We start from the raw sequence: 24,709 nt of genomic DNA on the forward strand, positions 1-24,709 counted from the left end.
TAACGAATGAGCGAAAACGTAGAGCTAGACCAAGAGCTGGTGCAGACGGTAACAAAGCTGATCGACGATGGCTGCAACTTCCGTGTGGAAGAGCTCCAAGACGCTTACGCGCGCGACCTGCAAACCGTAATGATTCAGCCGAAGAATCAAACCGTGCGTTTTGATTATGATCAAAACATGGCCTTTTTCAAGGCTGGTCGTGAAAAAGGCAGCAAGCCGATCAAAACCGATGTGGAAATCGTTGTGGCAGACGTGCACGACGGCCTCGGCTTTGTGGTTGGTACGCGCACAATGGAACCCGGCGGTGGTCGATTCAAGAGCGTATTTAACCTTATGCTGCGCAAAAATGAAGAAGGCAAATGGCAGGTATTCCGCGAACAGGCCATTATCGCGCGCAAGTAATGCTTGAATAATGCACGCACAATGAAACCCTGCGGTGGGGGAGAATGAATTCCTTCCGCCGCAGGGTAATTTGCGTAACTGGGTGGTGGGGTGCGGTTGTGGTGAGTGTGGTGGGGTTTAGTGGTGGTTAGCCGCGGGCGCGTTCGATCGGGACAAAGACGGTGAGCATTTGGCCCATTCCATTGGGGGCAAGGGAAGCGAACCAGTGATTGCGAATGGTCACGAAATGGTGATTCGCGTGAGGGGCGTTCAATAATATCTGGCCTGTTTCAGCGTTTGTGACCTTGAGGTCGTATTCGCCTGCGGTGAGGAGCAAATGGCCGCGCATATCAATCGAAACAATTCGCTGGTCAGGGGCAAGGGTAATCGATGAGTCTTTCCCTCCGATGGTGGTGAAGCTCCGCGAATTGCCAACCTGTGTGAGCTTTGCGCGGTGACCGGAGTCGTATAGCTGCAGGGGCTGTTCGAGAATGGATTCGAGCTCAAGCTTCGGGTCTGGGGAGCTGTCACCAGTCTGAAGCGGTGTTTGCCACGGGTATGCGTCTATGGACAAATGATCGGTGATGGGCGCTTCAGTCACAGCCGTGCAATCCGAGAGGTAGTACTGCAACTTCTTATCAGAAGCGACGATCCAACCGTGGGTGCCGGTGAGAACTCGACCTTCTGTTTTCATATTGCAGCCCCAAACGGTCGGCCAAATATGAAATGCATTGAGACGGATTTCTTTGCCGTCAGGTTCACTACACAGCACGACCTCATCCTGGTTGGTCATGCCGCAATGCGCACTGGCATCGAGACGATTAGCGGTTTTTATGTTTTCTTGATTGTCGATGCTGGTAAGGAAAGTTTGCCCGCCGTCACCCCTCACTAGCAGCAGGTCCAATTGGTGTTTACTGCCAATGAGTTCAATATCCCATGCGTGGAAACTGAACGGTATTGTCGAGTGAATCAAGCGGTTTTCCGCATCTACGACTAAGAGGGCATTGCTAAAAGGATCTGCGCAATATGCGTAACCTTGATGAGTCACTGCGCTGCATGCCTCCGCGCCTAATGAACCTTCGTATTCATAAGTATCGGAATTGTAGTAATTCAACGAAGAATCAACATTTACTATAAACGAGCGTGTGTCATTGGTGGGGCCAAGAAAACGCACATCGTCTCCAGTGAACACCACGGAATCAATGCCGGCCTTATACGAAAAATCTATGTAGTTTGACGTATTTGCAGGCGCTAGCCACAGCGGCGAGTTGATCGAGGTATTCGCGAAGGTCCTGCCGAGGCGGAAGTCGATCTCCCATTGAGAGAAACCGTTTGGATGGATGGGTTCGCCATCTGTAGCGTCACCGACGTCGTCTGCCGTCGGGGGTTGGGTCGCTTCGGTGTTTGATGTCTGCATTGCGGCAAACGGGTTCAGCGTGGTCGTTGGCGCTGCGCACCCAGCGCATAGAACAAGTGTGCAGAGCATTGCTGCCGTTGCGCGTAGCTGACGCTGGCGCGAGGAATGAAGTGCATCAAGAAGTTGGAAGAGCATGATCACCCTCCGTTTTCTATAAACCGCCGGTGGTTTTCAGCCTAATCTCTGGGACATGCTTGCGGTAGCCCAATAGCCCTGCGCGGGGGTGACGTTTTTCCAGCAAGATGGGGATTAATTTGCGATCGGCGGTGTGGGTCACGGTGCGGTTGGCGGTTGGGGTTACCTGTTTGACGGTGGGGATTATCTGGCGGGTAGCGTTGTTGGTGTGAGCGGACATGTAGGTTTGGGGCAATCAAATTGGGCAAGGCCGGTACTGGCCGTTTTAAGGGCTTAAAGCGGCGTACCCTTACTTGGATATTCAAATTTTCGTAAGTTGGCGCCATTTAAGGCGGTGTGTTGTCCGCGACCTATCCCCGCACCGGAAGTTGAACGGTGTCTACCGATATTTTTTACATCAAAATCCGGAAATCGCCGCGTGCCATTGAGTTGTGAACTTCTTTGATTGTTCTTGGTTTTATTGTACTTGGTTTTGTGGGGTTGGTGGTGGTGTTCCGATTTTGATGCCGACGGTGGCTGGTGGTGGTTGGAACATGGATCGTGGTGGGCGTCGTTGGGGGTAGGTGTTGTAGTAGATTTCTTCCTTTGCTTTGCGGTGTTTGAGTAGTGGTTTCCATTCGCCGGTGTAGACCTGTTGTGGGGTGAATCCGGCGAGGCCGCTGTGTGGGTCGTGGTTGTTGTAGGCGTCGATGATGGAGGCCATGGTGTTGGCGGCGGCCTTGATATTGGGGTAGCTGGTTAAGGCGTAGCGGTGGTGTTTGAGTGTGCGGTGGGAGGATTCTTCGAAAGGGTTGTCGTTGGATACKCCGGGGCGGATGAGTGAGAGTTCTACGCCGTTGGCGTCGAGCATTTGGCGCATTTGGGTGGAGGTCATGACAGCACCGTTGTCGGTGTGCAGGACTCGGACCTTGGCGTGGTTGAGCTGCTCGGCGGCGATGACTTGGGCGATGAGGTCGGTGGCGATGTGTTTGTCTTGGCGCAGTTGTACGGTGTGGCCGACGATTTTACGGGAGTGCAAGTCCAGCACGGTGTAGAGGTGAAATCCCTTGGTCATAAAGGATCCGGGGAGCCAGGTGATATCCCAGCACAGGACTTCGCCGGGCCGTGTCGCGGTCACTATTCGTGGTGGTTGCGGCGCCCGTGGCGCGCCGTGGCGCAGCGGTGCTGGCACCGTTTTGATTTCATTGTTCACGCGGTAAAACGTCCGCAATGAGCCGAGCAAGGGCTCCTCGGAATCGACATGGCTGAAAAAGATTTTATAGACCGATAATCCCTGCTCACGACCGTCGCGAAGCAATGCGGCGATACGTTGACGCTCCGGGGCGCTAATCGTTTTCGGCGGCGCGGCCTTTGGGTGTTGTGGTGGTTTCTTCGGCCGCGGATGCCGCCGGTAATACAGGGTTGTTTTCGCAAGCCCAAGCAGCTTCAATGCCGCGTTTTGGGTATAGCCAGCCGCCGCAAGCAACTCTAAAATATGGTCTTCAAGCTTAACGAACTCATCGAAATCGGCTTGCTGCTCTGGGGAAAGTTTCCGGCCACCACGCATCAACGATCGGTATATTTTTGCATGGCGGCGATAGCTTTTCCCATCGCCTCCACCGCCTTGGCATGCGCAGTGGTGGCAGCATCCTTATCCGCAACCACCTTTTCCAATTCAGCGATCCGCGCCTCCAATTTGGCGTGACGTGTTTCCCACTTCGCGCGCGCAGTCTCCCACTTCGCGCGCTCGGTCTCCAGCTTCGCACGCTCCGCCCCCAGCTCGGCGTTAAGCGCCTCCAACTCCTGATTGCGCTGTGTCAGCCGAGAAAACTCCACGATATTTTCATCACTCATAGGAATATTTTCTCGCGGTGTTAACCCGATGTCGAGCGTGCCCGCCGCAAGCTGCCGCCGCCACAAATACAACTGCCGCGGCGTCACCCCGGCCGCCCGGAGGAACTCTCCCTTCAGACCATGCTTGGTCTCCGCATGGGCCAACACGATCTCCCGGCGCTGCTCCGCAGTAAACGTCCGGTCCGGATCTACCGGAGGGATCTGTACAGACATCTTGAACCTTCCTTCCTCATCCCCATGACCATCACGGGGAAGCTTCCGAAAGTTCACATCTTCAATGGCAAGGTACGAATCTGTGTAAAAAATATCGCGGCGGCGGCGCTGGGCGGCCCAGGATGATGAAAATTACACAGAAATCGCGATTCGTGTGTAAAAAACTTCATGTGAAGTGCCCAACCTTTTGATTTGCGGCTTCCTGCGGGGTGCTGCCGCAATCTTCCCACGATTGGGCGGCCGAGGGGCGAAGCCTTCAAGCTTGCCCAGCGCATCGATTCGATTCTTGCAACGGCGATTAACCTACCCCAGGCAGAACGTTGCAAGGATCTCCTGCTCATCGAAGCCGGCTTTCCATTGCCTGCATTGGAAACCCCGCGAGGCCCCGATGCGGACCACGCGCCATGCGGGCCAGCCCCTACGAGGGCCATCCCCGACGCGGACCACACGTTACCCAGGCGACACTCCAAAAACCAATACACTCCTAATCGTGTCGGGTCTCCTCGCGCCACACCTCGCGCGGGTAGCCACAGGTTTGCAGGATTAGTTGCAGGTGGATCCACATATCGCAGGGATCCAGCATGGTGACGTCCTCGCGCCCGCCGAGCCCGAGCAGCGGCACGTGCGCGTAGCAGGTGTTCAGGTCCGGCGCGCCGCCGAAGCGCTGCACAGCTTGTTCGTAAAGTTTCCCGGAAAGAACGTTGTTGATGAAGTCCTGCTTTGTCACCAATTGCACAAAATTATCGTCTTTATATGCGAGGATATCCACCACGCCCCACCGGTAGGAAGCGAGGAAAAAGAATGGCTCCACCCAGTAGATTACGTCGCCAAATGCGGTGGTGAGAATAGGTACCACATGATCGCCAACGTGGGCGATTTCACGGAGGTGTTCGCTGGCGTAGGCGGGGTCGACAAGCCGCAGTAGACCGTTGCCGATGAAACCGGTGCCGTGCTCTGTATACGCCTGCACGATGAGCGGCGGCACCAGCTCGCGGTAGTGTTCAATTGTTTCCGGTGCGATTTCGGCTACGGTGGTGAACTTTTCCCATACGGGCATTATTTTGATCCTCAAAATAGGGGATGGTGGGGCACGTTCCGTGTTCAGTGTACCTGTTTTGCAGCACGATATTGCGTCCAAAAAGCCGCGGCCGTGCGGGGTGTCGCAGCTGGCCGCGGCGTCGAAAAGCGCGTTAGGCGAGGAGGGTCAGTAAGTCGCGCAAACTTGCGACAACGAGGGCGCCGGGGGCGTCGTCAGGCAGGGTGACGGAGGTGCCGGGGCGTACCAGAAGTGCCGCTGTCATGCCCGCTGCGCGCGCGGCGACGACGTCGATGGGCCGGTCGCCGACGCACAGAATTTCCGCCGGTTTAATGCCGTGACGCTCCGCTAGCAGCAGATTCATGGCTGGACTCGGCTTGCGCTCCAACCCGTCGGGCGCGCACACCATGTCATCCATGACGAGGTTGTGCGCGTTCAGCAGGTCTGATGCGCTGGTGCGGTCGCGGTGCGTGGCCACCAAGTTAAGCCCGCCGAGTTCGCTAATACGTGCCATTACTTCGCGGGCCCCATCCATGACCGGCGCGGGGTGCGTCCGCCAACGTTCCTTAAGTCGCGAGTGCGCGTCCTCCAGCGTTTGCGGATCGACATTACATTCGGCAGACAATGTTTCGATAGCATGTCCGATTGAGTGGCGGGTCAAGGTTTTCACGTAACGCAGGTGCTCGGGCTCGGTATCACCGAACGCAGCTTCGCACAGGACGCCGTCAACCTCAGGGTAGGTGTTGATGAGGGTTCCGCCCATATCCCAAATTATGTGACGCATACTTTTATTGTTGCAAAAATTGTTGCATTGTGGCGCCCGCTTTTCGACGCCCCGACCGCACCCGCCGCCGTCGCGCTACAGGTTTGCTGTGAGCCGCTGGATGGTTGGCCATAATGATTCGGTTTTTTGTTCGGCAGCAGGTTGCACGGCATCGTTATGGAAATACCACCAGAAATAGCCACCTACGTAGCGTTCGCCGACTTCGGACTCCAGTTCGGATTGCATGCCGTAGTAGTAATTCGCAAGCTCTTCTTTTTGGGCCAATGTGCCGTCGCTAGGCATGCCATCGCTGGTGTTTTGCACCCCCGTTTCACCGATTCCGAGGCGTGCGTTCGGGAAAATCTCACCGAGCGAATTCAGCGTTTTCGCAATATCCGCAACGCTGGGACGCTGCGGCGGATTGCATGCGGTTTCGTAAATGGATAGGAAGACGTAATCCGCATTGCGCAGGCTTTCGGGCATGCGTTGCGCGTAGGGTAGGGTGGCCTCCCAATCGTGGGAATAGCAATCGTGCGAGGACCAATAGTTCAAGGTTATTGCGGTGTTGCCGCCTGCTTGTTTGATTACCTCGTATGCCGCAACTGCCTTTGAATTAATCTCTGCGGGGGAAGATCCCACCCAGGCGCCGTTTAGCTCGTTGCCAACTTCCCATACGTCGACCTTATCGCCGATAGTGTCGATGGCTTCTTGGGTGCGTTTTCGGATATCTTGCTCGCTGAACTTGGACATTTCCTCCGAATCAAGGATCTGCGCCATCACATACACGTGCGGATCCAAGGCGTCGATTGCGCGATCGTAGGTGGCCAGGCTCTCGCCAGGGTCCATGACCAGCCGCACCGTGAGTTGCTCTGGGCTGGATTCCAAAAGTTGTACGGCGGTATCCAAGTGCTCAATGGAATCCAATGTCACGCCGCGCATTGGGGCCGGGGGCTCGGCGTGTCGCGCGGTGGAATTCGCCGTGGCCTCCGGTGTGGTTTCGGACGTGGGCACGGCGATGTGTTTTGGGTTGGAATTGTCTTTGGTTGTGAGGAACACGGTGGTTCCCAAAACGAGGATAACGGCAGCTGCAAACGCGATGAGTGTGATGAATTGCTTGGACCTACCCATGATTTCCCATTGTGCTTGCATGACGGGTCATGTGCATTTTATCCGCGTTGTGGGCGTTGCTGCGGGGGCAATTATTCGCTTCTTATGAAGGGCTGAGGGACCGAGCATTGGACGCTATGCATCGTGTTCGTGCGTGCAGTTGTCGTGCATAATTTCGGCACGTGTAAAACATCGCAATTTGGTAACGCGCCAGCTATTGTTTGATAGGAAATGGGAGCGTCAATTACAAGAATCTGCAGGTGGGTGATACGGATTGCGGTATTTACGGCGCATTTGGCAAAGCTGGTTCGGTGATTCAAACGCTATGAAATCGTTCGTTGTTGTGTTTGCCGGCCTGCTTGTGTGGGGCGAGGCGATCAGTTGGTGGGTTTCGCGGAGGAAACTGGGTGCCCCTGATCAGGGGCCCGAGGTGGTTATTGTGCTCGGGTACCGCAACGCAAATCCGCATCGGGCGAACGCGTTAAACCGGTGGCGTGTGCGCGCCGCGCTGCGTTCCGTCACGGTTGCCCCCGAGGAAGCTTGGATCGTTTTTTGCGGCGGCGATACCGTGGGCACCGGTGTTTCCGAGGCGGAGTTGATGGCGCGCTATGCGGTCAAAGAACTTGGGTACCGTGGCCGCTGCACGCTGGAAGGGCGGTCCATGACCACCTGGGAAAATGTGCAAAACGCCGTACCGTTGATCGCACGGGCTGGGCAGATAAAGTTTGTGTCCAGCCCGCACCACGCATTGAAGGCGCGAATGTATTTGCGAAGAATCCATCCTGAACTCAGCAAGAGGGTCGTCCGGGCCCGCGACTATCGTTTTGGCGAATGGCCGCTGTGCAAATTGTTTTTCGCCATCTATGGCACTTGGGATATTTGGCGCATGCAGCGCAATGTTCGCTTAGGTGTCTACGCCGATACCCCGCCCCACCAAAACCTCTCGGTATATTTTCCGGGTAAGTAATCGTATTGGGAGGTCCGCAGGTGCGCCGCAACGTCACATTACAAGGCAAGCTTGTTTGTTCTAATGAAGCCGAGGCTGCCGTGGTGCGCCGCCACCTGCCGCAGCATGTGTTCCTGACCCGCCAAGAGCCAGGCTGTTTATCTTTTGAGGTCGAGGCTTCGGAGAATCCGCTGGTGTTTAATGTTGCGGAGCGTTTTGTGGATCGCGCCGCGTTTCAGGCGCATCAGGCGCGGGTGGCGGCCAGCGAATGGGGCAGGGCTACCGCGGGGATCGAACGTGATTACGTTATTTCGGAGGAGTGTGACGGCGACACGACTCGCCAATAGTGCCGTTTTTGGCTGTAATTCCCCTACCGTGGCGTAGATTGAATGTTAGGTACGCAATGCACGAGAACAGCGAGGGGACCCGCCCATGGAACCTGAATTTAAAGCGCATAATTTTGTGCACGGTGCGGAGCGGATAAGAACCATTTTGGATCAAACTGAATTGGAATATCCCACGTTAGATTCCTTGCCGACGCCCAGCGCATTGACGTTTTATAAGGGCGTCGCCGCCACTGCAGCTGTGCTGTTTGTGGATATTCGGAGTTCGCAGGATTTGCCCTTGCTGATGGATTCTTCATCGGTGGCAAAACTGTATAGCGCTTTTATGGGTGAAATGGTGTCGGTGTGTGCGGGGGAGTGCCATTGTCAGGACGTAAATGTGGTGGGGGATAAAATGTGGGCGGTATTTCGGACGCCGCTGCGCGAGGATATTGATCGCGTATTCTATTGCGCGCGAGTGGCGCATTCCATGGTTATAATTTTGAATCGGGAATTGCAATATCGGGAGTTGTCGCCGATCGAGGTGGGTTTCGGTTTGGCCTGGGGCGATATTTGCATGAATCGCCCGTTGGCTTTGTCGCCAAGCAATGGCGGTGCTGTGTACAGCGGTGAGGTGATCAACCGCGCCGCTACATTGGCGTCGCAAGCCTCGTTGACGCACGCGGATCACCCGCTGCTGGTGGATGAGGCGGTGTATCAGAACCTCGACTCGGTCAATCAGCAATGGCTAACTTGGAACGAACGTTCGGAGTGCTGGCATGGCAATGTCGTCGACGAATATATAAATGCTTGGACACTCGCCAATTATGATTAACCTTCGACTATGATGAGCTGCCGAGGGCTTGATGCGCAAACGGTAGGGAGTCATGGTGGAGTTGTGGCTGGAACGGTACCAAGTATCGCTGTATTTGTTTGCAATATTTCTCGGTGCGCTCGTCGGCTATCTGCTGCCCGGCAGGCTCTTCGAAGGCTGGATCTATGTGGCGCTCATGCTCTTGTTATACGCCACCTTCCTCGCGGTCCCGTTTCAGCGGATCCACCAGGCCTTTGCGGACGTCCGCTTTATGGTCACCCTGATCGCCTTGAACTTCCTCGCGGTCCCGGGCGTGGTGTTTGTGCTGACCCGCCAATTGGTGGATGACCAGGCTTTATTAATCGGCGTGATGCTGGTGCTGCTCACCCCGTGCGTGGATTATGTGATCGTGTTTACCCGCCTGGCCCGCGGTAGTTGGAGCAGAATTCTTGCGGCGACGCCGATATTAATGCTGCTGCAGATTGTGTTCCTGCCGGTGTATTTAACCTTATTTGGTAGCGCAAAGATCATTGATACGATCCAGTGGGGCCCGTTCGTGGAGGCGTTTTTGCTGCTGATCGTCATCCCGCTCGGGCTTTCGATCCTCACCCAGGTGACCGATGATAACGAGCTTTCGTGCACCGTAAAACGTTGGATGGAAGCGCTGATGGTGCCGCTCATGATGGTGGTGCTGTTCCTGGTGGTCGCTTCCCAATTCGGCGCCGCCTTTGCCAACCTGCAATCCTTGTTGCGCGTGGTGCCCATCTATATTGCGTTTCTGGTGCTGATGCCCATCCTGGCCAGCATCGCGGGTAAAGCCTCCGCGCAGGCCGCTCCCGAGCGTCGCGCGTTGGCGTTTTCCAGTTCTACCCGCAATTCGCTGGTGGTGCTGCCGCTGGCCCTAGCGCTGCCGGATTCCCTAGCATTTGCTGCCCTGGTGGGTGGTCACGCAAACGCTTGTGGAGCTCGTCGGCATGGTGGTATTCGTGCGCTTGTTCCCCCGTGTGATCGTGGATCGCGCCGCGCCCCGCAACGCTTAGCTTGATATTAAACTGTTGGTATGCCCGCAGGTTTTTGGTTTGCGCTTTCGCTGACGTTGCTCGCTGGCCTTTCCACAGGTATCGGTGGGATCGTGAGCGTGCTGCGCCGCACCCCCGGCGATGCGTTCCTCGCCGGTTCGCTCGGGTTTTCGGCGGGCGTGATGCTCTATGTTTCGTTGGTGGAGATCCTTCCCGAGGGCATGTCCGCGGCAGGCGCCCCCGCCGGGGTGCTGGCGTTTTTCCTGGGTATCGCGCTGATCGCGGTCATCGATCGGCTGGTTCCGGAGCCCGTAAACCCGCACGAACCCGCGCAAATCACGCAGCATCATGGCCCGCACGCCAACCCACCGCAGCGTCGAAATTTGATGCGAATGGGCATTATGACGGCCGTTGCCATCGCGATCCATAATTTCCCGGAAGGCTTCGCCACCTTCGTCGCGGCCTTGGAGGATGCCACGATCGCAGTGCCGATCGCCGTGGCCATTGCCATTCACAATATCCCCGAGGGCATCGCCGTGGCCGTGCCGCTGCGCCAGGCCACGGGTTCGCGCGGGCAGGCGTTGCTGTGGACGTTCCTTTCTGGATTGGCGGAACCGCTGGGCGCTCTCGTCGGTTTTGCGCTCCTTATGCCATGGCTTAGTTCGACCACAATGGGAATTGTATTGGCGGCGGTCGCGGGCATTATGGTCTTTGTTTCTCTTGATGAATTATTGCCTACCGCGCAAGCCACCGGACGCCACCATACTGCGGTGTATGGGGTGGTTGCGGGGATGGCGGTTATGGCGCTGAGTTTGTTGCTGCTCGCGGGCTAATTGCCGGTTTCTTCGTGCACGATTTGTTCCGGGCCATTGATGCTGATGGCGCCGCCGGGGCCGCTGCAGATCAATTTGCTGGCGTCCATCATCGAACAACGTACACTTTCTACCTCGATGAATTCGCCGGGTTGCAGGTCCACCGGATCCTGCGCGGTATACGGGCCGCCACCGATACTGAATTCGATTCCCTCTGGGGCCACCGTCACCTCGTTTGTGTCCCCATCCCGCTCCTCGGGGATTCCCGAACATGTGAACGTATCGCTCATGAGTTTGCAATGGCCCACGGCGTCGCCGCCGGTATTGAAATCAAAGACATGGAAGCCGTCGATAATAAACTTTTCACTGGGAACCCCCTGCATATGGTGCTCCGGCTCCTCCGATTCGGGGAGGCTGCTCGAGGTTTTCGGCGCCGGCGAAAACCCCACCGCGGTGGTGGGCCCGCCCGTGGTCATGGGCACGGTTGTTCGATGGCTGGCGGAATCCGAACACGCGCTGAGCGCCACGATTGCACAGCCTAGTGCACACATTCGAACCGTCCGCATATCCGAATACCCTTTCGTTGGTTGCTTTGCGACGCCGCGGCCACCACCAGCCGCACCAGTGGTCGCCCTAGAACATGTGATAGTTTAGCGGCACTTCAGGTTAGAGGTCCAGCATCTCTTGGGTTTGCTCGAAGCCCTCGCTGGACATGGTGCGTTGCCGGCGTCCGGCCATGTGTTTGAGCCACGGGACGTTTTCGTCCACATAGTCATAGACCAGGGCGGGGGTATCGCTGCGGGTCACGCGCCCGGTCTGTTGGATAATGCGCCCTTTAAAGGACACGGGCACGGTGAGGAACAGGGTATCGAGCTGGGGGAGATCAAACCCCTCCCCGGCGACCTTATCGATGGCCAGCAGGATAAAGGGTTCGGTGCTGGCGCGCAGGATCTCCAACGTATGTTTGCGTTGCTGCGGAGGCAATTGCCCGTGCAGCAGGTGCACCGGCACCTGTGTGCGGGCGGAGATAAGCTCTTGCAGGCTTTCCAAATGTTCGATTCGATTGCTCAGTGCGATGCAGGTGCGTCCGCTGTCCGCGGCGTCGCAAATGTCTTTGACAATGAGCTCGTTGCGGGTGGGGTCGGCGCCGAGCTCGCGGTAGATTGCGTTCATGGAGGCGCCATCGTCGGCAGGTTCCTCGGTGGTGAATTCCGTGGTGCGGACGATCACGCGGCGGGCGGCGGAGGTTTCGGGCTGCGCGGTGTGCCGGATCGGCCCCAGGTGCATTGTGATCAATTCGTCCATTTGATCGGCTCGGAACGGGGTGGCGGTGAGGCCCAGCCAATACGGGGCGCGGGCATCCACAAGCGCGGCCTCGGTGGCGGGGGAGGCGACGGCGTGGCACTCGTCGACGATGATCTGGTCGTAGGCGTCCAGCGGACTGGTGTCGGCGTCGCGATGCGCCAGGCTCTGCATCATAATGATGTCGATCTCGCCGCTGAGCTTGCGCTTTCCGCCGCCGAGCTGACCGGGCTCCACATGCAGGAATTCGGCCATGCTGGTGCGCCATTGTTCGATAAGCTCCTTGCGGTTGACCAGAACGGCCGTGCGAAGACCGCGTTCGGCGATGGCGGCGCAGCCGAGGATCGTCTTGCCAAAGCCAGGCGGGGCCACCACCACGCCGGTCCGGTGCTTCAGCAAATCTTTGAGCGCGCGGCTCTGCTCTGGGCGGAGCGTGCCAAAGAACCCCACCTCAATGCGTTTTCGAGCGCGAGTTCGCTTGACCGTAACGGTGGCGCCGGCGGATTCCAGCAGCTGCGTGGCCTCGTCCACAAGGCCGCGCGGCAGCGTCAGGGTATCGCCTTCCTGGTGAAAGCGCACCACAAAGCGCGGGATGGAAAAGGTGCTGTAGCGCTGCGCCTGCCGGCGATAAAACTCCGGGTTGGGCAGGCACGCCAAGTGTTTCAACGCCGCGATGATCGGCGCGGGCAGGTCCTCCAGCGGCACACGCAGGTGCGAATCCACGGTCAGCCGCACGGTGGCATCGGTGCGCAACGTCCGACGCCTCGGCCGCGGCCCGAGCTCCCCGCCACGCCCGAGCTCCCCACCACGCCCAAGATCAGCGGCGGGGCCGATGACCGGGGCTTCGAACTCCAAGGAATGAAAGTCCACCGGCTGGACGCTCGCCAGCTGCGAAAACTGGTCCGGATAGGGCTGCCAGGTTTCGGGGTCTACAAATACCGTCGTGCCCTGTTTGCGATGTTTTCCTTGCAGCGGCAGGGCGATCAGGTTGCCCAAGCGCCCCCGGCCTTTCGAACGTATTGGCAAACTGTCCTGGGCCGGGAAGAAGCGATCGTAGCTTGAGAAATCCATGTTCGGCTGCTGCGCCATCGCGTCCCGCAAAATGCGGAAACCTAAGCCCCGCGCGAGTCGCGCCGCCACCGGCTGTTGGAAGAAAATCCACACGTGCGCGCCCTCGCCGGAGGAAGAAATCTCCACCAAACTATCCACACCCAGCGCGCGGGCCGCGGCGGCATAGGCGCGGGCGTTGTCCCGCCAATGCGCGTCATCGAAATCGCAGGCCAGCAGGAAGGTGGTGTCGTCGGTAAGCATCGGATAAATCCCGATAAACAGCTCCCCACGCAAATGCTTATCAAACACGGATTCGGTAAGCGGGCGGTATTCGGTGCTGCCGCGATACTTCGCCGAAGGGCTCCAACCCTTCCGATCCCCGTGCTCCCACTTATAGGCGTACACATCCCGCCGGCCTTGGAACCGAGTTTCGAATAGTTCGATCTTCGCCTGCAAAGACGCCCGCGCATGCACCGCCGTGACCGGTGGCGCTGCGGGTGTCGACGCCGCGCCGGGCGACGAGGGCTGCGCACCAACCGGCTGCGCACCACCCAGCGCCGGGCTAACAGGCTGCGCTCCGGGAGGCGGGGGCGTCGATACGCTGTCTGCCTCGAGTTGTTCAATGCGCGCGCGGAGCTCGGCGACCTGCTGTTCGATCGAGTCGAGGATTCGGTGCAGGTCGGAGTACATGCGGCTACCCGAAAATCAGTCGCAATACCAGGACGCCGAGCGCGCCGATGCCGGCGGCTGCGGGGATCGTAATCACCCACGCCAATGCGATCGGGCGCATCAAACCCCAGTTCGCAGAGCGGGTGACCATGCCAACGCCGAGGATCGCGCCGATCAGGATGTGGGTAGAAGACACCGGCAGGCCCAAAACGGACGCCCCCATGACCACGGTCGCGGCGGCCAATTCTGCGGCGAAACCGCTGGCAGGGTGGATTCGGGTCAGCCCGGAGCCCACGGTGGTAATCACTTTGCGGCCGATAAACCACAGCCCGGAAACCAGCGCAACGCCGCAGCATACGAGCAGGATCGGCGGCACGGCGGCCTTGGCGTTAATAGAACCGGTGTGCAAAACGTCGAGAATCGCGGCGATCGGGCCCACGGCGTTGGCGATGTCGTTGGAACCGTGCGAAAAGGCGAATGCGGCGGCGGTAAACACCTGCATCCAGCTGAACATGATAAAGGTGGCGCGGCTGAGCTCCATGTTCCGAATGGTGCGTGCGAACACACGTACGGCCATCCAGACGCCCGCGCCGATCATGCCGATAATCATGATATTGCCCACGTTATCGATGTTTAGGTGCAGGTTTTTCAGCCCCTTAAACAGCATCATCGCGGTGATCATCATGGCGCCTAGGGACGCCAGCAGCGGCACCCACAATTGCAGGGCGCGGAATGCATTCACGTTCTGTTCGCGGTCGTCGAGCTCGTACAATTCGCGGAAGTAGTCGCTTTCCAAATCCGCCCGGTCAAAGCCGCGGCGGCGGGAAATTTCCGCATCGCGCACCATGGCGGTGGTGTACGCCAATTGCTGCATTTCGCTCAGGCGTTCAAAGGATGCCTTGTGGCGTTTCTTGTGCTCCGCGCGCTCCTGGCGGATCTCCTCCAGCTGCTCGTCGGCCCGCTGGTTATACACCAAAATCCCCCGCTGAATGGCCAAAAACAGAAAGTACGCCACGATGCCGCCGAGCAGCGGGGAGAGGATCCAAGACATGGCGATTTCGCCAATCTGGTCCCATTGCACGATATTCCAGCCGCCGGTATTGGTGCGGTGCCCGATGGTCACGGCCGCGCCGACGATACCGCCGACAATCGAATGTGTGGTGGATACCGGCCATCCCATTTGCGTGGCGATCAGCAACCACAACGCCGCGCCGAGCAGTGCGGCCATCATAATGAACACAAAGTCCATGGGTTGCAGGTTCACCCCGTGCAGGTCCACGATGCCATTGCGCACCGTTTCCGTGACCTCGCCGCCCGCCAGGATGGCGCCGCCGACTTCGAAGATAGCGGCGATAACCAGCGCCTGTTTCATGGTGAGCGTTTTGGCGCCCACGCTGGTGCCAAAGGAATTGGCCACGTCGTTGCCGCCGATATTGAAGGCCATAAACAGGCCAAAAATAATGGTCAAGGCCAAAACCCAGTAGTGGGTGGTTTGGCCGATGGAACCATAAGCCCACAGTCCGAAGGTTATCGCCGATGCCGCTAATAATGCACCGAATGAAAGGTGCCACCAGAAATCTGATTCGGTTTTCTGCTCAGCAATCTCGCTCGGAGAACTCAGCGCGTCCTGCGTCATGGTGCCGTGGTCCTTAGGTGGATGATGGATGGCTTGGCTATTACTGAAATTCTAATGCATGGGAAGTACACACTAGATTTGACTGTGAAATGGGGTGCTAGTGCTGCTGCTTCCGGTGCTTGATAAAGTGCATGATGCCAGCGAGCGCGCCGCCGATAATCGCCCCCGCGATCAGCGAAAAGAACGTGTCTACCAGCCACATTACAAATCCACCGAGGTGTTCCACCGCCTCCGTCATATGGTGAACGAAATCATAGGGGGCATGCCAGCCCAATTCGGCGGAACCTGCGAGCAGGATATGACCTCCAACCCACAGCATTGCAAAGGTTCCGATCACCGCGATGGTGGTCAGTACCTTCGGCATCGCCGCGACCAAGCCCTTGCCGAACGCCTGTGCGCCATTGGATTCGCGGGCGGCGAGCTTTAGCCCGACATCGTCCATTTTGACCAGCAATGCCACCGCGCCGTACACCAGTGCGGTAATGCCGAACGCCACGGCGATGAGGACGGCGGTGCGCATGCCCAGCGATTCCGCCGCGATTTCGTTGAGGGAAATGACCATGATCTCCGCGCTGAGGATAAGGTCCGTGGTCACCGCCCCCTTGACCAGTTTGTTTTCCGCGTCCGGCCCCGATTCGATGGCGGTTTCCGCCTTTTCTTCCTCCCCGGCGAGCTTCTCGATCACCTTTTCGGATCCTTCGAAGCATAAGTACGCGCCGCCGAGCATCAATATCGGCGTGAGCAGCCAGGGCGCCAGCCAACTCAGCAGCAGCGCCACCGGCAGAATGATCACCAATTTGTTAAACAGGGAACCCTTGGCAATGCGCCAAATGATGGGCAGTTCGCGCGCGGGCGTGACGCCGTGGACGTAGCGGGGGGTGACGGCGGCGTCGTCAACTACCACGCCGGCGGCCTTGACGCTGGTACGTCCCGCCGCCGCAGCGACATCATCGACGCTGGCAGCGGCGGTTTTTGCAATCAGGGCGACATCGTCCAACAGTGCCGCGAGTCCTCCGGGCATGGTCACACTCCAGGGGTAGTTAGGTTCTTTGCTCACCCGAAGTGTACAAGCTCGCAGAACTCCAGCGGTACTACGCTTCTCGACGCCGCGCCCGCCGCACCACTTTCACCAATTCCTCCGCCCACAGCACCGTCGAGGCCATCGCGATCGCCACGAACCATTGCTCCAAGCTCAGCGCGGTGGTGCCAAAGGCCGTTTGCAATACCGGCAGATTCACCACGGCCACTTGCAGCGCGATGCCCAATAGGACGGACGCCCACAGCCAATGGTTATTGAACATGCGGTGGAATGCGGAGCGGAACGTGGAACGCGCATTAAACGCATTAAACAATTGTGCGAATACCAGGGCGGTAAAGCCGGCGGTACGGGCGGTATCCAGGGTGTGGTGCCCCTCGACGAAACCGCCCGGCAGGAAGATATCAATGGTCAGCAGCGTGGCCGCACCCATGATCGAACCCACGAAAAGCACCCGCTTCCACATATCGCGATCGATGATCGGCTTTTTCGGGTCGCGCGGGCGGCGCTTCATAATGTCCTCGTCGGCAGGGTCCACACCCATCGCCAGCGCCGGGCCCGAATCCGTGACCAGGTTGATCCACAGGATCTGCGTGGCCAGCAGCGGCAACGCCACCTCCTCGGAGCCCGGCTGGCTGAGACCCAACCAGGTGGCCAGCACCACGCCGAAGAACACCGTGATTACCTCGCCCATATTGGAGCTGAGCAGGTAGCGCAGGAATTTGGCGATATTGTCAAAGATCCCGCGCCCGCGATCCACCGCGGCCACGATCGTGGCGTAGTTATCGTCCGCAAGTATGAGCGTTGCGGCCTCCTTGGTCACCTCCGTGCCAGTGATCCCCATGGCCACCCCGATATCCGCGCTCTTTAACGCCGGGGCATCGTTGACGCCGTCGCCGGTCATGGCCACCACGGCGCCCTTTTCCTGCAGCATATCCACTATCCGCAGCTTATGGGCGGGCGTGACGCGCGCGTACACATCCACCTCCTGCACGGCCGCGCGGAAACCCTCCTCATCCAGCTGGTCCAGCTCCAGGCCGGAAAGCGCGTGATCCGTCTTGGTCAGCCCCAAATCCGTGGCGATCTTGTGCGCCGTCGCCGGGTGGTCCCCGGTAATCATAAGCGTGCGGATCCCCGCATCGTGCGCCTGCTGCAGCGCCGCCATCGCCTCCGTGCGCGGCGGGTCGATGATCGCCACCACGCCGAGGAAGGTCAGGCCATCCTCCACGAGCTCGTCGCCGGCGGCATCGCCCCCAGCGACGCCCAATGTGCGGTAGCCCTGCGCGGAAAGGTCCTCGATCACCTCGGCCCATTTCCGCCGGTGCTCCGCGCTGAATTCCACCGGGCCCGCCGCGGTTTGCAGCCGGGCGCAGCGCTGCGCCAGCACATCCGGCGCGCCCTTAGAAAATACGTGCGTATCGGTGAGCACGGACATCATCTTCCGGTCCGAATTAAACGGCACCTCCGCCCGCCGGTGCAGCGCGCCCGGATCCCGCTCATCCGCCAGCTTCGGCCACGCCACCAAGAAGGCCGCCTCCGTCGGATCGCCGATAATCCCATCCGCGTCCAGCTGGGCGTTATTGGCCACCGCGCCGCCAAACACAACATCGCGAGCCAGTTCGAGCGCGGCTTCCGATCCCGATTCCACGCCGCCAGCTGCAGGGTCATAGCCGACGCCGGAAAGCTTGACCTCCCCGGCGTCGGTAAGCACCCGCTGAATGGTCATCTCGTTGCGGGTCAGCGTGCCCGTCTTATCCGAGCAAATCACGCTCGCCGCGCCCAAGGTTTCCACCGAATGCAGGTTCTTCATAATCGCGTTCCGGCGCGCCAAATGCTGCACGCCAATCGCCAACACCAGCGACAAAATCGCCGGCAAACCCTCCGGCACCGCGGCCACCGCCAACGACACCCCCAGCAGCAAAATATCCACCAGGTCCTCGGCCGAATCCACGCGATACAACACCGCCAGCGTGCCCATCACCAGCAGCGCAATCGCCACCACCAGCGCCCCCAGCAGCCGCGAAACCCGGGCTACCTCCGTCTCTAGCGGGCTCTCCTCCTGCTCCGTCCGATCGAGCATATCGGCGATGGAACCCATCTCCGTATCCATGCCCGTCGCTGTCACCACGGCGGTGCCCACGCCCTGCACCACCGCCGTGCCCTTAAACACCATATTGGCGCGGTCCCCCAAAGCGATCGTGCCCTCCAACGTGCGTGGATCCTTTGTGCTGGCCTCCGATTCGCCGGTCAGCGAGGCCTCCTGTACCGTTAAACTGGTGGCGGTGACCAGGCGGGCGTCGGCACCCACGGCGTCGCCCTCAGCGAGCAGCAACACGTCGCCCGGCACCAACTCCGCAGACGGCACCTGCGCCTGCCGGCCATCACGCAACACCGTCGAAGTCGCGGCCGTCATCGAAGCCAACGCCGCCACCGCAGACTCCGCCCTCGACTCCTGGCTAAAGCCCAACGCAGCATTAGCCAACACGATCAAGCCAATAACAATCGTATCCACGGGCACACTCTCACCCCCCTCCGCCCACCACGCGGCCAAAGCGATGGCCATAGCGACGAACAACAGGTAAACCAGCGGGTCCTGGAATTGCTTCAAAATCTTGCGCCACAGCGGCACCGGCTTCTTCGCCCGGAGCTCGTTGGGACCATGTTCCGCAAGGCGCTCGGCGGCGGAGGCGGCAGACAAACCAACCTCCGGATCCACGCCTAACTCAGCGGAAACAGACGCAGCATCTGTGATATACGGTTCTGAATGCGGCATGCGACCCATGCTAGGCTCAGCAACCCGGCGCCGCCGTTAACGCAGGTAAACGCTAGACTTTAACCATGCGCATCGTGGTTATAGGGGCAGGGGCCGTCGGCGGATACTTCGCGGGCCGGCTTGCCGAGGCAGGAGAAGACGTAGCCGTAGTCGCCCGCGGGGAAACCCTCGACGTACTGCAGCAAACCGGCATGACGCTTATCGACGTCCCGCATCCCCCGCGCCGCGTTACCATCCCCGCCTATCCTTCCCTCGCCGCCGCCGGTGACTGTGACATCGTGCTCGTAGCCACGAAGGCTTTGGACGGCACGGATGCCTTCGCCGGGTTGGCCGGGTTGAGCCCTGGGGCGACCGTGATTACCCTGCAAAACGCGGTCGGTGCGCCCCACGCGGCTTTAGAACTAGTTGGCGAACCTGGTCGTGTGTGGCCCGGCGTAGTGCGAGGATTCCTGCACCACACCGGGCCCGGGGTGGTGGAATTCCACGGCGGGCCGCTTTCCCTCACCTTTGGCACCTGGGATGGCGAACGGAGCGAGCTGGCCGAAGAATTCGCCCGGCGGCTCAGCGCGGCCGGGGTGGCGGCGGTGGTGCATCCCGATATTTGGCAAGATATCTGGGCGAAAGCCATGTTCGTTTCCTCATTTAGCCTGCTAGGGGCGCTTACCGGGAAGCCACTGGGCGACATGCTTGCCGACGAACTCCTTGCCCACGAACTCCGCTGCCTCATGGCCGAAGTCGAAGCCGCCGCCCGCGGCGCCGGGGTCGCATTGCCGCCCGATATCGTCGCCGACACCATGGCATTTGCCGCCGCCATGCCGCCGACATCCACCTCTTCCCTGCAGCGCGACTTGCTTGCCGGTGCGGCCGCCGAATTGGGAGCCCAAATCGGCGCGATTAGCAAACTTGCTCGAAGCTTTGACGTGCCCACGCCCCGCTTCGCCTTCGGCTACGCCCTGCTACGCGCCCGCCGGTGAGAGGTGCTTGGGGTGGCTAGGTGGCGCTGCAACTTTGGCTGCGCCCTGCTGCGCGCCCGCCGGTGAGAGGCGTTTGGGGTGGCTGCTGCTTCCCAGACTGTTTGGTTGCCAAGCTGTGGTGGCCGACCGCTCGATCTGCCTCATCTGCCACAGGCGACTCAATCCGCCACATCCTCCTCTTTGGATCTCTTTCGCCTCACCTGCAACGAAAAGCTAGTTTCGCCACATCCGCCACATGGTGCGCCGATGTCCTGCGCGGTCTTCCGATTTCCCGCGTGGATTGCTGGCAAAATGGCCGCCGAGGGGCCCTCGCGGATAGGTTGTGTGCTGCGCATGAAGTTTTTTACACACGAAACGCGGATTTAAGTGTAATTTTCATCATCCGAGGCGGCCTGAGTGGCCTGGTGCGATATGTTTTACACAGATTTCGGGATTTTGATGTAAAAAATATCGGTAGACACCGTTCAACTCTTGCTTTTGGGATAGGTTGTGCACTTGACAATTAGGGTGTATCTGCGATTGGGGATAGTGGCCTATGGGCGGGGCCTTTAAAGGGTCTTAGAATGGAAGAATGGGTGGCGCATGATCTTTCTCGGCAATGGGCGGCTGTGGCGGTCGGAAAGCGGGAAGACGTTTCCGTTTCGGGGCTTTGTGAATTACGGCTGTGTGGATTAGGGCTGGGATTTGATGGTCCATTCTTCGGCTCGGGAGAGGCTACGCCAAAGGTTGGCGTACAGGCCGTCCTGTTTCAGGAGGGTTTCGTGCGTTCCGGTTTCGCGGACAAAGCCATTGTCAAGTACGAGGATTTCGTCGGCGGCGGTGATTGTGCGAAGTTGGTGGGCGACCACGATTACGGTGCGACCGGTCAGGAGTTCGGATAGGGCCTTGTTGATCGCGAGCTCGGCACCCGGGTCAACGGCGGAGGTGGCTTCATCGAGGATCACGATCGGAGTGTCCTTGAGTAGGGCGCGGGCAATGGAGAGGCGTTGGCGCTGGCCGCCGGAAAGTCCGGCACCGTCTTCGCCAAGGATTGTGTCGTATCCGTTGGGAAGTTCTCGGATGAATTCGTCGGCGCAGGCGGCCTTCGCGGCTGCGATGATTTGTTCTTTGGAGGCATCGGGAGCGCCGATGGCGATATTGTGGGCGACGGTGCCGGGGAACAGGTGGACGCCTTGGAACACTACGCTCACCAGGTCGAATAGGTTTTCGGATGGGATGTCAGTGATGTTCGCACCGCCGATGCGGATGGTGCCCGCGGTGGGGTCGTTGAAGCGGGAGATTAGGTTCAGTAGGGTGCTTTTTCCGGAACCGGAGGGGCCGACGATTGCCAGCATTTTGCCGGTTGGGACGGTAAAGGAAACGTCGTTTAGGGCGTGAGTTCCGTCAGGATACGCGTAGCTTACGTTTTCGAACTCTATGGTGGTATCTGTGATTTCCGGCGCGGCACCGGTGGGCGTTGGTTGGGCGGAGATTTGCAGGATCGCGTGGACACGCCGCAGCGAGGCCTCGCACAATCTCCAGCTTTCGGCGGTGCCGATAATCCCGATCAGCGGCTGGTACACGTTTAATACCAGCACGAGCACGGCAGCCGCGAGGAGGAATTCTTCGTTTGGCAGCGAGCGCGCTCCCACCACTTTGAGCACGAGCGGGACGCCTAGGAAGATCACTAATGATGTGGTGACGGAGGGCACGACGATTCGGTATACCATGATGACGCTGATGCGGCGGAAGTCGTCGACGGCGTCATTGAAGTAGGTGAGCACGGCACGCGGCGTCGATAAGACGCGGAGGATGGGCATGCCGCGTACGGTGTCGATCATGCGGGAGGCTGCGGCGGCTTGTGCACGTTGGCGCTCATCGCCGAGTTCGCCTATACGTTTGCCTGACCACATGGCTACTGGGAGGGCCGCTAGGATGCTGGCTCCGAACGCGATGCCGAGTACGGGGTCTTGCAGGCTGAGCGCGATGATGACGATGAGCGGAAGGCCGATTGCTTGCCCGAGACGCGGAAAGCTTTCGCTAAGGAAATTTTCGACGGTTTGCAAGTCTGTGCTAAGCAGGGTGCCGAGGTCGCCGCTGCGGGTACGACTTATCGACGCGATGGGGACCGTGCGAATGTGGTCGAGAAGCGCGAGTCTCATTTCCGCTACGGCCTGGAAGGAAGCGAGCCAAGACAGTCGCGCGGCGAAGAATCCGCAGATTAATTGGCCTACCAGGGAAATGGCGCAGAGCAGGAGTGCGCGGCTGATTTGCCCTGAGTTCAAACGTTCGTTCGCTACGATGCGCATCACCACCATGATCGCCGCGCTGTATGCCAAGCCGAGGCATAGCGATTGCAGCACGCGCAAAATCACGCCTCCGAATGCGGCCGTGCGGGCGGATCCGGAGAGCCTCCACAAGAGTTTCCAGGTGTTCATGCTTGCTCCTTTGTGCCTCGTAATGCTACGTCGCTGGCCGCCGTGTGGTCCGCCCACATGTGCGCATAAATCCCGCCGCTGGCGACAAGTTCGTCGTGCGTTCCGCGTTCGGCGATCTTTCCCTGTTCTAGAACAATTATTTGATCTGCATTGACTATCGTGCGCAGGCGGTGGGCGATGATCAGATTCGTTGTGCCGCTGAGTAGCGTGCTCATACTCCGTTGCAGCATGAGCTCTGTCTCCGCATCGGTGGCGGCGGTTGGTTCGTCCAAAATGACGATCGGCCGGTCCGCCAGCAGTGCGCGGGCGATGGCTAGGCGTTGCTTTTGGCCTCCCGAAAGCCCTTCGCCGGATTCGCCCAAATGTGTGTCTAACCCGTCGGGCAGCTCGGCGATGACTTGTTGCAATTCGGCGGCGTTCAGGGCGGCGCTGCATTCTTGCTCGCTGGCTTCGGGTTTGGCCAGCGTGAGATTGGCCCGAATCGAACCTGCTTGCAGCATTGGGCGTTGGAACACAGCGGCTATATTGCGGTACAGGTCTGCGTCACTGAGCGTATCGACGTCGCGTCCCCCGATGCTGATCGTGCCGCTTGCGGGGGAGTGGAAGCGGAGGAGGAGTTCTGCAAGCGTGGATTTTCCCGAGCCGGAGTGGCCGACTAATGCGGTGGTGGTCCCTGCGGGAATGGTAAAGCTGATGTCTTTAAGGACCTCGTGTCCGGGTTCGTATGCGAATGAGACATTCTCGAACTTGATTTCGTGAGTTAGGTCTTCGGCTGGAGCGTAGTCGGCTTCCTTTTGGTCCGCATCCGCGAGGGCGGCGGCGATTTCTTGTGCGCCGCTGGCGAGGAGTGGAAGCGCCGTCATGCGGTAGAAAATCTTTACTAAAGGCAGGCTATAGATCGGCCCGAGCACGAAGAAGAGTGCCAGTTCGGTGCCGTCGACGCTGCCGGCCTGATAAAGCCATATTCCGATGGGGGTAATAAGCACCAGCCCGGAAACCACTAGGGTTGAAAACGGCGATCCCCAGGGGACAAAGGCCCGCCCCCAGTCGCTTTGCAGTTGTGCGTTGCGGCGCACAGCGGTGGCGGTGCGTTCGTGGGAATCGCCGATACGATTGAACGTGCGTACTACCGGCAGTGCGGTGAGGAAATCCATGATCGCCGCGTTCATTTCTCCGGTCGCGGCGACCCATTCGCCCATCCGATGCCCATTTGCGCGCATGGCACGGAGCATGGTGTAAAACGCCACAGGGATAAGAGCAATTGTGGCCAATGTAAGCCAAGGATTTACTGTGAATAGCCAAATGGTGACCACTATCCATACGGCGACAGATGCGGTGGTTTCCGGCACTGCATGCGCGATAAACACCTCGAGCCGTTCGCAATGATCAATGGCTTGGGTCTTTGCGGAAGCCGAATGCTGTTGCGAAAGGCGACCTACGGGAGTGGCTACCCAGGTGCTGCCTAAACGTTTGCGGATCGTTGCCAGTACATCGAAGGCAACTAAATGGGACACGGCGGTAGATAATCCAAAAAAGACTTGCTGTGCAATCACTGAGATCAGTGCAAAAAATGCTAGCGCGCCGATAATCCGCCCAGTGTCAACGGGGGCGGGCTCCGTTCGTTCAATAATGGCCGCTAGGGCTTGCCAGACTAATGAAGCGAGGATTATCTCGAACATTGCGCTGCAAATCGCGAGTACAGCGGCGGCTGCGAGCCTTGCCCAATGGCCATCCATATGGGCGCGAACCAGCCGTAACGCGCTGCGGTAATCTGGGCCAGCATCATTCATAATTACGTACCTCGTGTCATGGTTTTACAACACTTACCACTGGGGGTGATCAAATCTGGGGGTGATCAAATCACCGTGCAGCCAAGATCAATACCGCCAGAGAAAACGATGTTCTGCACGGTGAACATGCACTCCACTCTACCTTTTGCAAAGAATTCTTCCTCGAAAAGAAAGAACACAATGGTTATATATGAGCATGCATTTCCACTGATTCTTATGTGAAAAGTAGCAGATTTTCATGTAAATAGGTTTTGGCTTGGCAA

General features: G+C 58.9%; 21 protein-coding genes. 7 read left to right on the plus strand and 14 right to left on the minus strand.

Annotated elements, in window-relative coordinates; all coding sequences use genetic code 11:
• Nucleotides 1–6 precede the first annotated feature (6 nt).
• The gene (locus CCANI_RS04765) at nt 7–402 is read left to right on the plus strand and encodes a nuclear transport factor 2 family protein (protein WP_146325155.1); all 396 of its coding nucleotides are present in this window, start codon (nt 7–9) and stop codon (nt 400–402) included.
• A 127-nt stretch (nt 403–529) separates the two neighbouring features.
• On the opposite strand, the gene CCANI_RS04770 is transcribed toward CCANI_RS04765, so the two are convergent.
• From CCANI_RS04770 to CCANI_RS04800, 7 genes are all read right to left on the minus strand, one after another.
• Nucleotides 530–1,933, minus strand: coding sequence for a hypothetical protein (locus tag CCANI_RS04770; RefSeq protein ID WP_290211541.1), 1,404 nt, complete (start codon nt 1,931–1,933; stop codon nt 530–532).
• A 16-nt stretch (nt 1,934–1,949) separates the two neighbouring features.
• Complete coding sequence (locus CCANI_RS04775; RefSeq protein ID WP_146325159.1) at nt 1,950–2,153, minus strand: hypothetical protein; 204 nt, start codon at nt 2,151–2,153, stop codon at nt 1,950–1,952.
• 237 nt (nt 2,154–2,390) lie between these two features.
• Entirely contained in the window at nt 2,391–3,479 is a 1,089-nt protein-coding gene (locus tag CCANI_RS04780; RefSeq protein WP_290211329.1) for a DDE-type integrase/transposase/recombinase, read from the minus strand.
• On the minus strand, nt 3,479–3,979 hold the full coding sequence (locus CCANI_RS04785; protein WP_146325764.1) for a transposase: 501 nt from the start codon (nt 3,977–3,979) through the stop codon (nt 3,479–3,481). Before CCANI_RS04785 ends, CCANI_RS04780 begins: the two co-directional genes overlap by 1 nt.
• A gap of 484 nt (nt 3,980–4,463) precedes the next feature.
• Nucleotides 4,464–5,036, minus strand: coding sequence for a T6SS immunity protein Tdi1 domain-containing protein (locus CCANI_RS04790; protein ID WP_146324477.1), 573 nt, complete (start codon nt 5,034–5,036; stop codon nt 4,464–4,466).
• 133 nt (nt 5,037–5,169) lie between these two features.
• Nucleotides 5,170–5,799 carry an HAD family hydrolase gene (locus CCANI_RS04795; protein WP_146324478.1) on the minus strand — a complete coding sequence of 210 codons (630 nt, stop codon included), beginning with the start codon at nt 5,797–5,799 and terminating at the stop codon, nt 5,170–5,172.
• Nucleotides 5,800–5,874: 75 nt separating this feature from the next.
• Complete coding sequence (locus CCANI_RS04800) at nt 5,875–6,906, minus strand: glycoside hydrolase 5 family protein (protein WP_146324479.1); 1,032 nt, start codon at nt 6,904–6,906, stop codon at nt 5,875–5,877.
• A 304-nt stretch (nt 6,907–7,210) separates the two neighbouring features.
• Here CCANI_RS04800 and CCANI_RS04805 point away from each other — a divergent pair, with 304 nt between their 5' ends.
• From CCANI_RS04805 to zupT, 5 genes are all read left to right on the plus strand, one after another.
• Nucleotides 7,211–7,852, plus strand: a complete 642-nt coding sequence (locus tag CCANI_RS04805; RefSeq protein ID WP_146324480.1) for a YdcF family protein — start codon at nt 7,211–7,213, stop codon at nt 7,850–7,852.
• A 5-nt stretch (nt 7,853–7,857) separates the two neighbouring features.
• Nucleotides 7,858–8,178 (plus strand): putative quinol monooxygenase, encoded by a 321-nt coding sequence (locus CCANI_RS04810; protein ID WP_246118222.1) that lies wholly within the window; start codon nt 7,858–7,860, stop codon nt 8,176–8,178.
• An 85-nt stretch (nt 8,179–8,263) separates the two neighbouring features.
• Nucleotides 8,264–8,989 (plus strand): adenylate/guanylate cyclase domain-containing protein, encoded by a 726-nt coding sequence (locus tag CCANI_RS04815; protein ID WP_146324481.1) that lies wholly within the window; start codon nt 8,264–8,266, stop codon nt 8,987–8,989.
• A gap of 52 nt (nt 8,990–9,041) precedes the next feature.
• Nucleotides 9,042–10,013: an arsenic resistance protein gene (locus tag CCANI_RS04820; protein WP_342779838.1), complete on the plus strand. Its 972-nt coding sequence runs from the start codon at nt 9,042–9,044 to the stop codon at nt 10,011–10,013.
• A 15-nt stretch (nt 10,014–10,028) separates the two neighbouring features.
• The gene (zupT, locus tag CCANI_RS04825; protein WP_146324482.1) at nt 10,029–10,820 is read left to right on the plus strand and encodes a zinc transporter ZupT; all 792 of its coding nucleotides are present in this window, start codon (nt 10,029–10,031) and stop codon (nt 10,818–10,820) included.
• On the opposite strand, the gene CCANI_RS04830 is transcribed toward zupT, so the two are convergent.
• The 5 genes from CCANI_RS04830 to CCANI_RS04850 form a co-directional block, all read right to left on the minus strand.
• Nucleotides 10,817–11,326, minus strand: a complete 510-nt coding sequence (locus CCANI_RS04830) for a hypothetical protein (protein WP_146324483.1) — start codon at nt 11,324–11,326, stop codon at nt 10,817–10,819. The two genes, zupT and CCANI_RS04830, sit on opposite strands and share 4 nt — an antisense overlap.
• A gap of 139 nt (nt 11,327–11,465) precedes the next feature.
• Complete coding sequence (locus CCANI_RS04835) at nt 11,466–13,841, minus strand: DEAD/DEAH box helicase (RefSeq protein ID WP_146324484.1); 2,376 nt, start codon at nt 13,839–13,841, stop codon at nt 11,466–11,468.
• Between the two features lie 4 nt (nt 13,842–13,845).
• Nucleotides 13,846–15,456 (minus strand): inorganic phosphate transporter, encoded by a 1,611-nt coding sequence (locus tag CCANI_RS04840; RefSeq protein WP_146324485.1) that lies wholly within the window; start codon nt 15,454–15,456, stop codon nt 13,846–13,848.
• Nucleotides 15,457–15,553: 97 nt separating this feature from the next.
• A complete protein-coding gene (locus CCANI_RS04845) occupies nt 15,554–16,477 on the minus strand; it encodes a DUF808 domain-containing protein (protein ID WP_146324486.1) in 924 nt (307 codons plus the stop codon).
• A 70-nt stretch (nt 16,478–16,547) separates the two neighbouring features.
• Entirely contained in the window at nt 16,548–19,265 is a 2,718-nt protein-coding gene (locus CCANI_RS04850; protein ID WP_146324487.1) for a cation-translocating P-type ATPase, read from the minus strand.
• Nucleotides 19,266–19,330: 65 nt separating this feature from the next.
• Here CCANI_RS04850 and CCANI_RS04855 point away from each other — a divergent pair, with 65 nt between their 5' ends.
• On the plus strand, nt 19,331–20,239 hold the full coding sequence (locus CCANI_RS04855; RefSeq protein ID WP_146324488.1) for a 2-dehydropantoate 2-reductase: 909 nt from the start codon (nt 19,331–19,333) through the stop codon (nt 20,237–20,239).
• A gap of 671 nt (nt 20,240–20,910) precedes the next feature.
• Here the strand turns inward: CCANI_RS04855 and CCANI_RS04860 are convergent.
• Nucleotides 20,911–22,656: an ABC transporter ATP-binding protein gene (locus CCANI_RS04860; protein ID WP_146324489.1), complete on the minus strand. Its 1,746-nt coding sequence runs from the start codon at nt 22,654–22,656 to the stop codon at nt 20,911–20,913.
• Complete coding sequence (locus tag CCANI_RS04865; protein WP_146324490.1) at nt 22,653–24,446, minus strand: ABC transporter ATP-binding protein; 1,794 nt, start codon at nt 24,444–24,446, stop codon at nt 22,653–22,655. Before CCANI_RS04865 ends, CCANI_RS04860 begins: the two co-directional genes overlap by 4 nt.
• Nucleotides 24,447–24,709 lie beyond the last annotated feature (263 nt).

Source organism: Corynebacterium canis (assembly GCF_030408595.1).
Taxonomy (GTDB): Bacteria; Actinomycetota; Actinomycetes; order Mycobacteriales; family Mycobacteriaceae; genus Corynebacterium; species Corynebacterium canis.

Coding starts and splice junctions, on each gene's coding strand:
- CCANI_RS04765 (WP_146325155.1), top strand. CDS start 7: ATGAGCGAAAACGTAGAGCTAGACCAAGAGCTGGTGCAGACGGTAACA.
- CCANI_RS04770 (WP_290211541.1), bottom strand. CDS start 1,933: ATGCTCTTCCAACTTCTTGATGCACTTCATTCCTCGCGCCAGCGTCAG.
- CCANI_RS04775 (WP_146325159.1), bottom strand. CDS start 2,153: ATGTCCGCTCACACCAACAACGCTACCCGCCAGATAATCCCCACCGTC.
- CCANI_RS04785 (WP_146325764.1), bottom strand. CDS start 3,979: ATGTCTGTACAGATCCCTCCGGTAGATCCGGACCGGACGTTTACTGCG.
- CCANI_RS04790 (WP_146324477.1), bottom strand. CDS start 5,036: ATGCCCGTATGGGAAAAGTTCACCACCGTAGCCGAAATCGCACCGGAA.
- CCANI_RS04795 (WP_146324478.1), bottom strand. CDS start 5,799: ATGCGTCACATAATTTGGGATATGGGCGGAACCCTCATCAACACCTAC.
- CCANI_RS04800 (WP_146324479.1), bottom strand. CDS start 6,906: ATGGGTAGGTCCAAGCAATTCATCACACTCATCGCGTTTGCAGCTGCC.
- CCANI_RS04805 (WP_146324480.1), top strand. CDS start 7,211: ATGAAATCGTTCGTTGTTGTGTTTGCCGGCCTGCTTGTGTGGGGCGAG.
- CCANI_RS04815 (WP_146324481.1), top strand. CDS start 8,264: ATGGAACCTGAATTTAAAGCGCATAATTTTGTGCACGGTGCGGAGCGG.
- CCANI_RS04820 (WP_342779838.1), top strand. CDS start 9,042: ATGGTGGAGTTGTGGCTGGAACGGTACCAAGTATCGCTGTATTTGTTT.
- zupT (WP_146324482.1), top strand. CDS start 10,029: ATGCCCGCAGGTTTTTGGTTTGCGCTTTCGCTGACGTTGCTCGCTGGC.
- CCANI_RS04835 (WP_146324484.1), bottom strand. CDS start 13,841: ATGTACTCCGACCTGCACCGAATCCTCGACTCGATCGAACAGCAGGTC.
- CCANI_RS04840 (WP_146324485.1), bottom strand. CDS start 15,456: ATGACGCAGGACGCGCTGAGTTCTCCGAGCGAGATTGCTGAGCAGAAA.
- CCANI_RS04845 (WP_146324486.1), bottom strand. CDS start 16,477: ATGCCCGGAGGACTCGCGGCACTGTTGGACGATGTCGCCCTGATTGCA.
- CCANI_RS04850 (WP_146324487.1), bottom strand. CDS start 19,265: ATGCCGCATTCAGAACCGTATATCACAGATGCTGCGTCTGTTTCCGCT.
- CCANI_RS04855 (WP_146324488.1), top strand. CDS start 19,331: ATGCGCATCGTGGTTATAGGGGCAGGGGCCGTCGGCGGATACTTCGCG.
- CCANI_RS04860 (WP_146324489.1), bottom strand. CDS start 22,656: ATGAACACCTGGAAACTCTTGTGGAGGCTCTCCGGATCCGCCCGCACG.
- CCANI_RS04865 (WP_146324490.1), bottom strand. CDS start 24,446: ATGAATGATGCTGGCCCAGATTACCGCAGCGCGTTACGGCTGGTTCGC.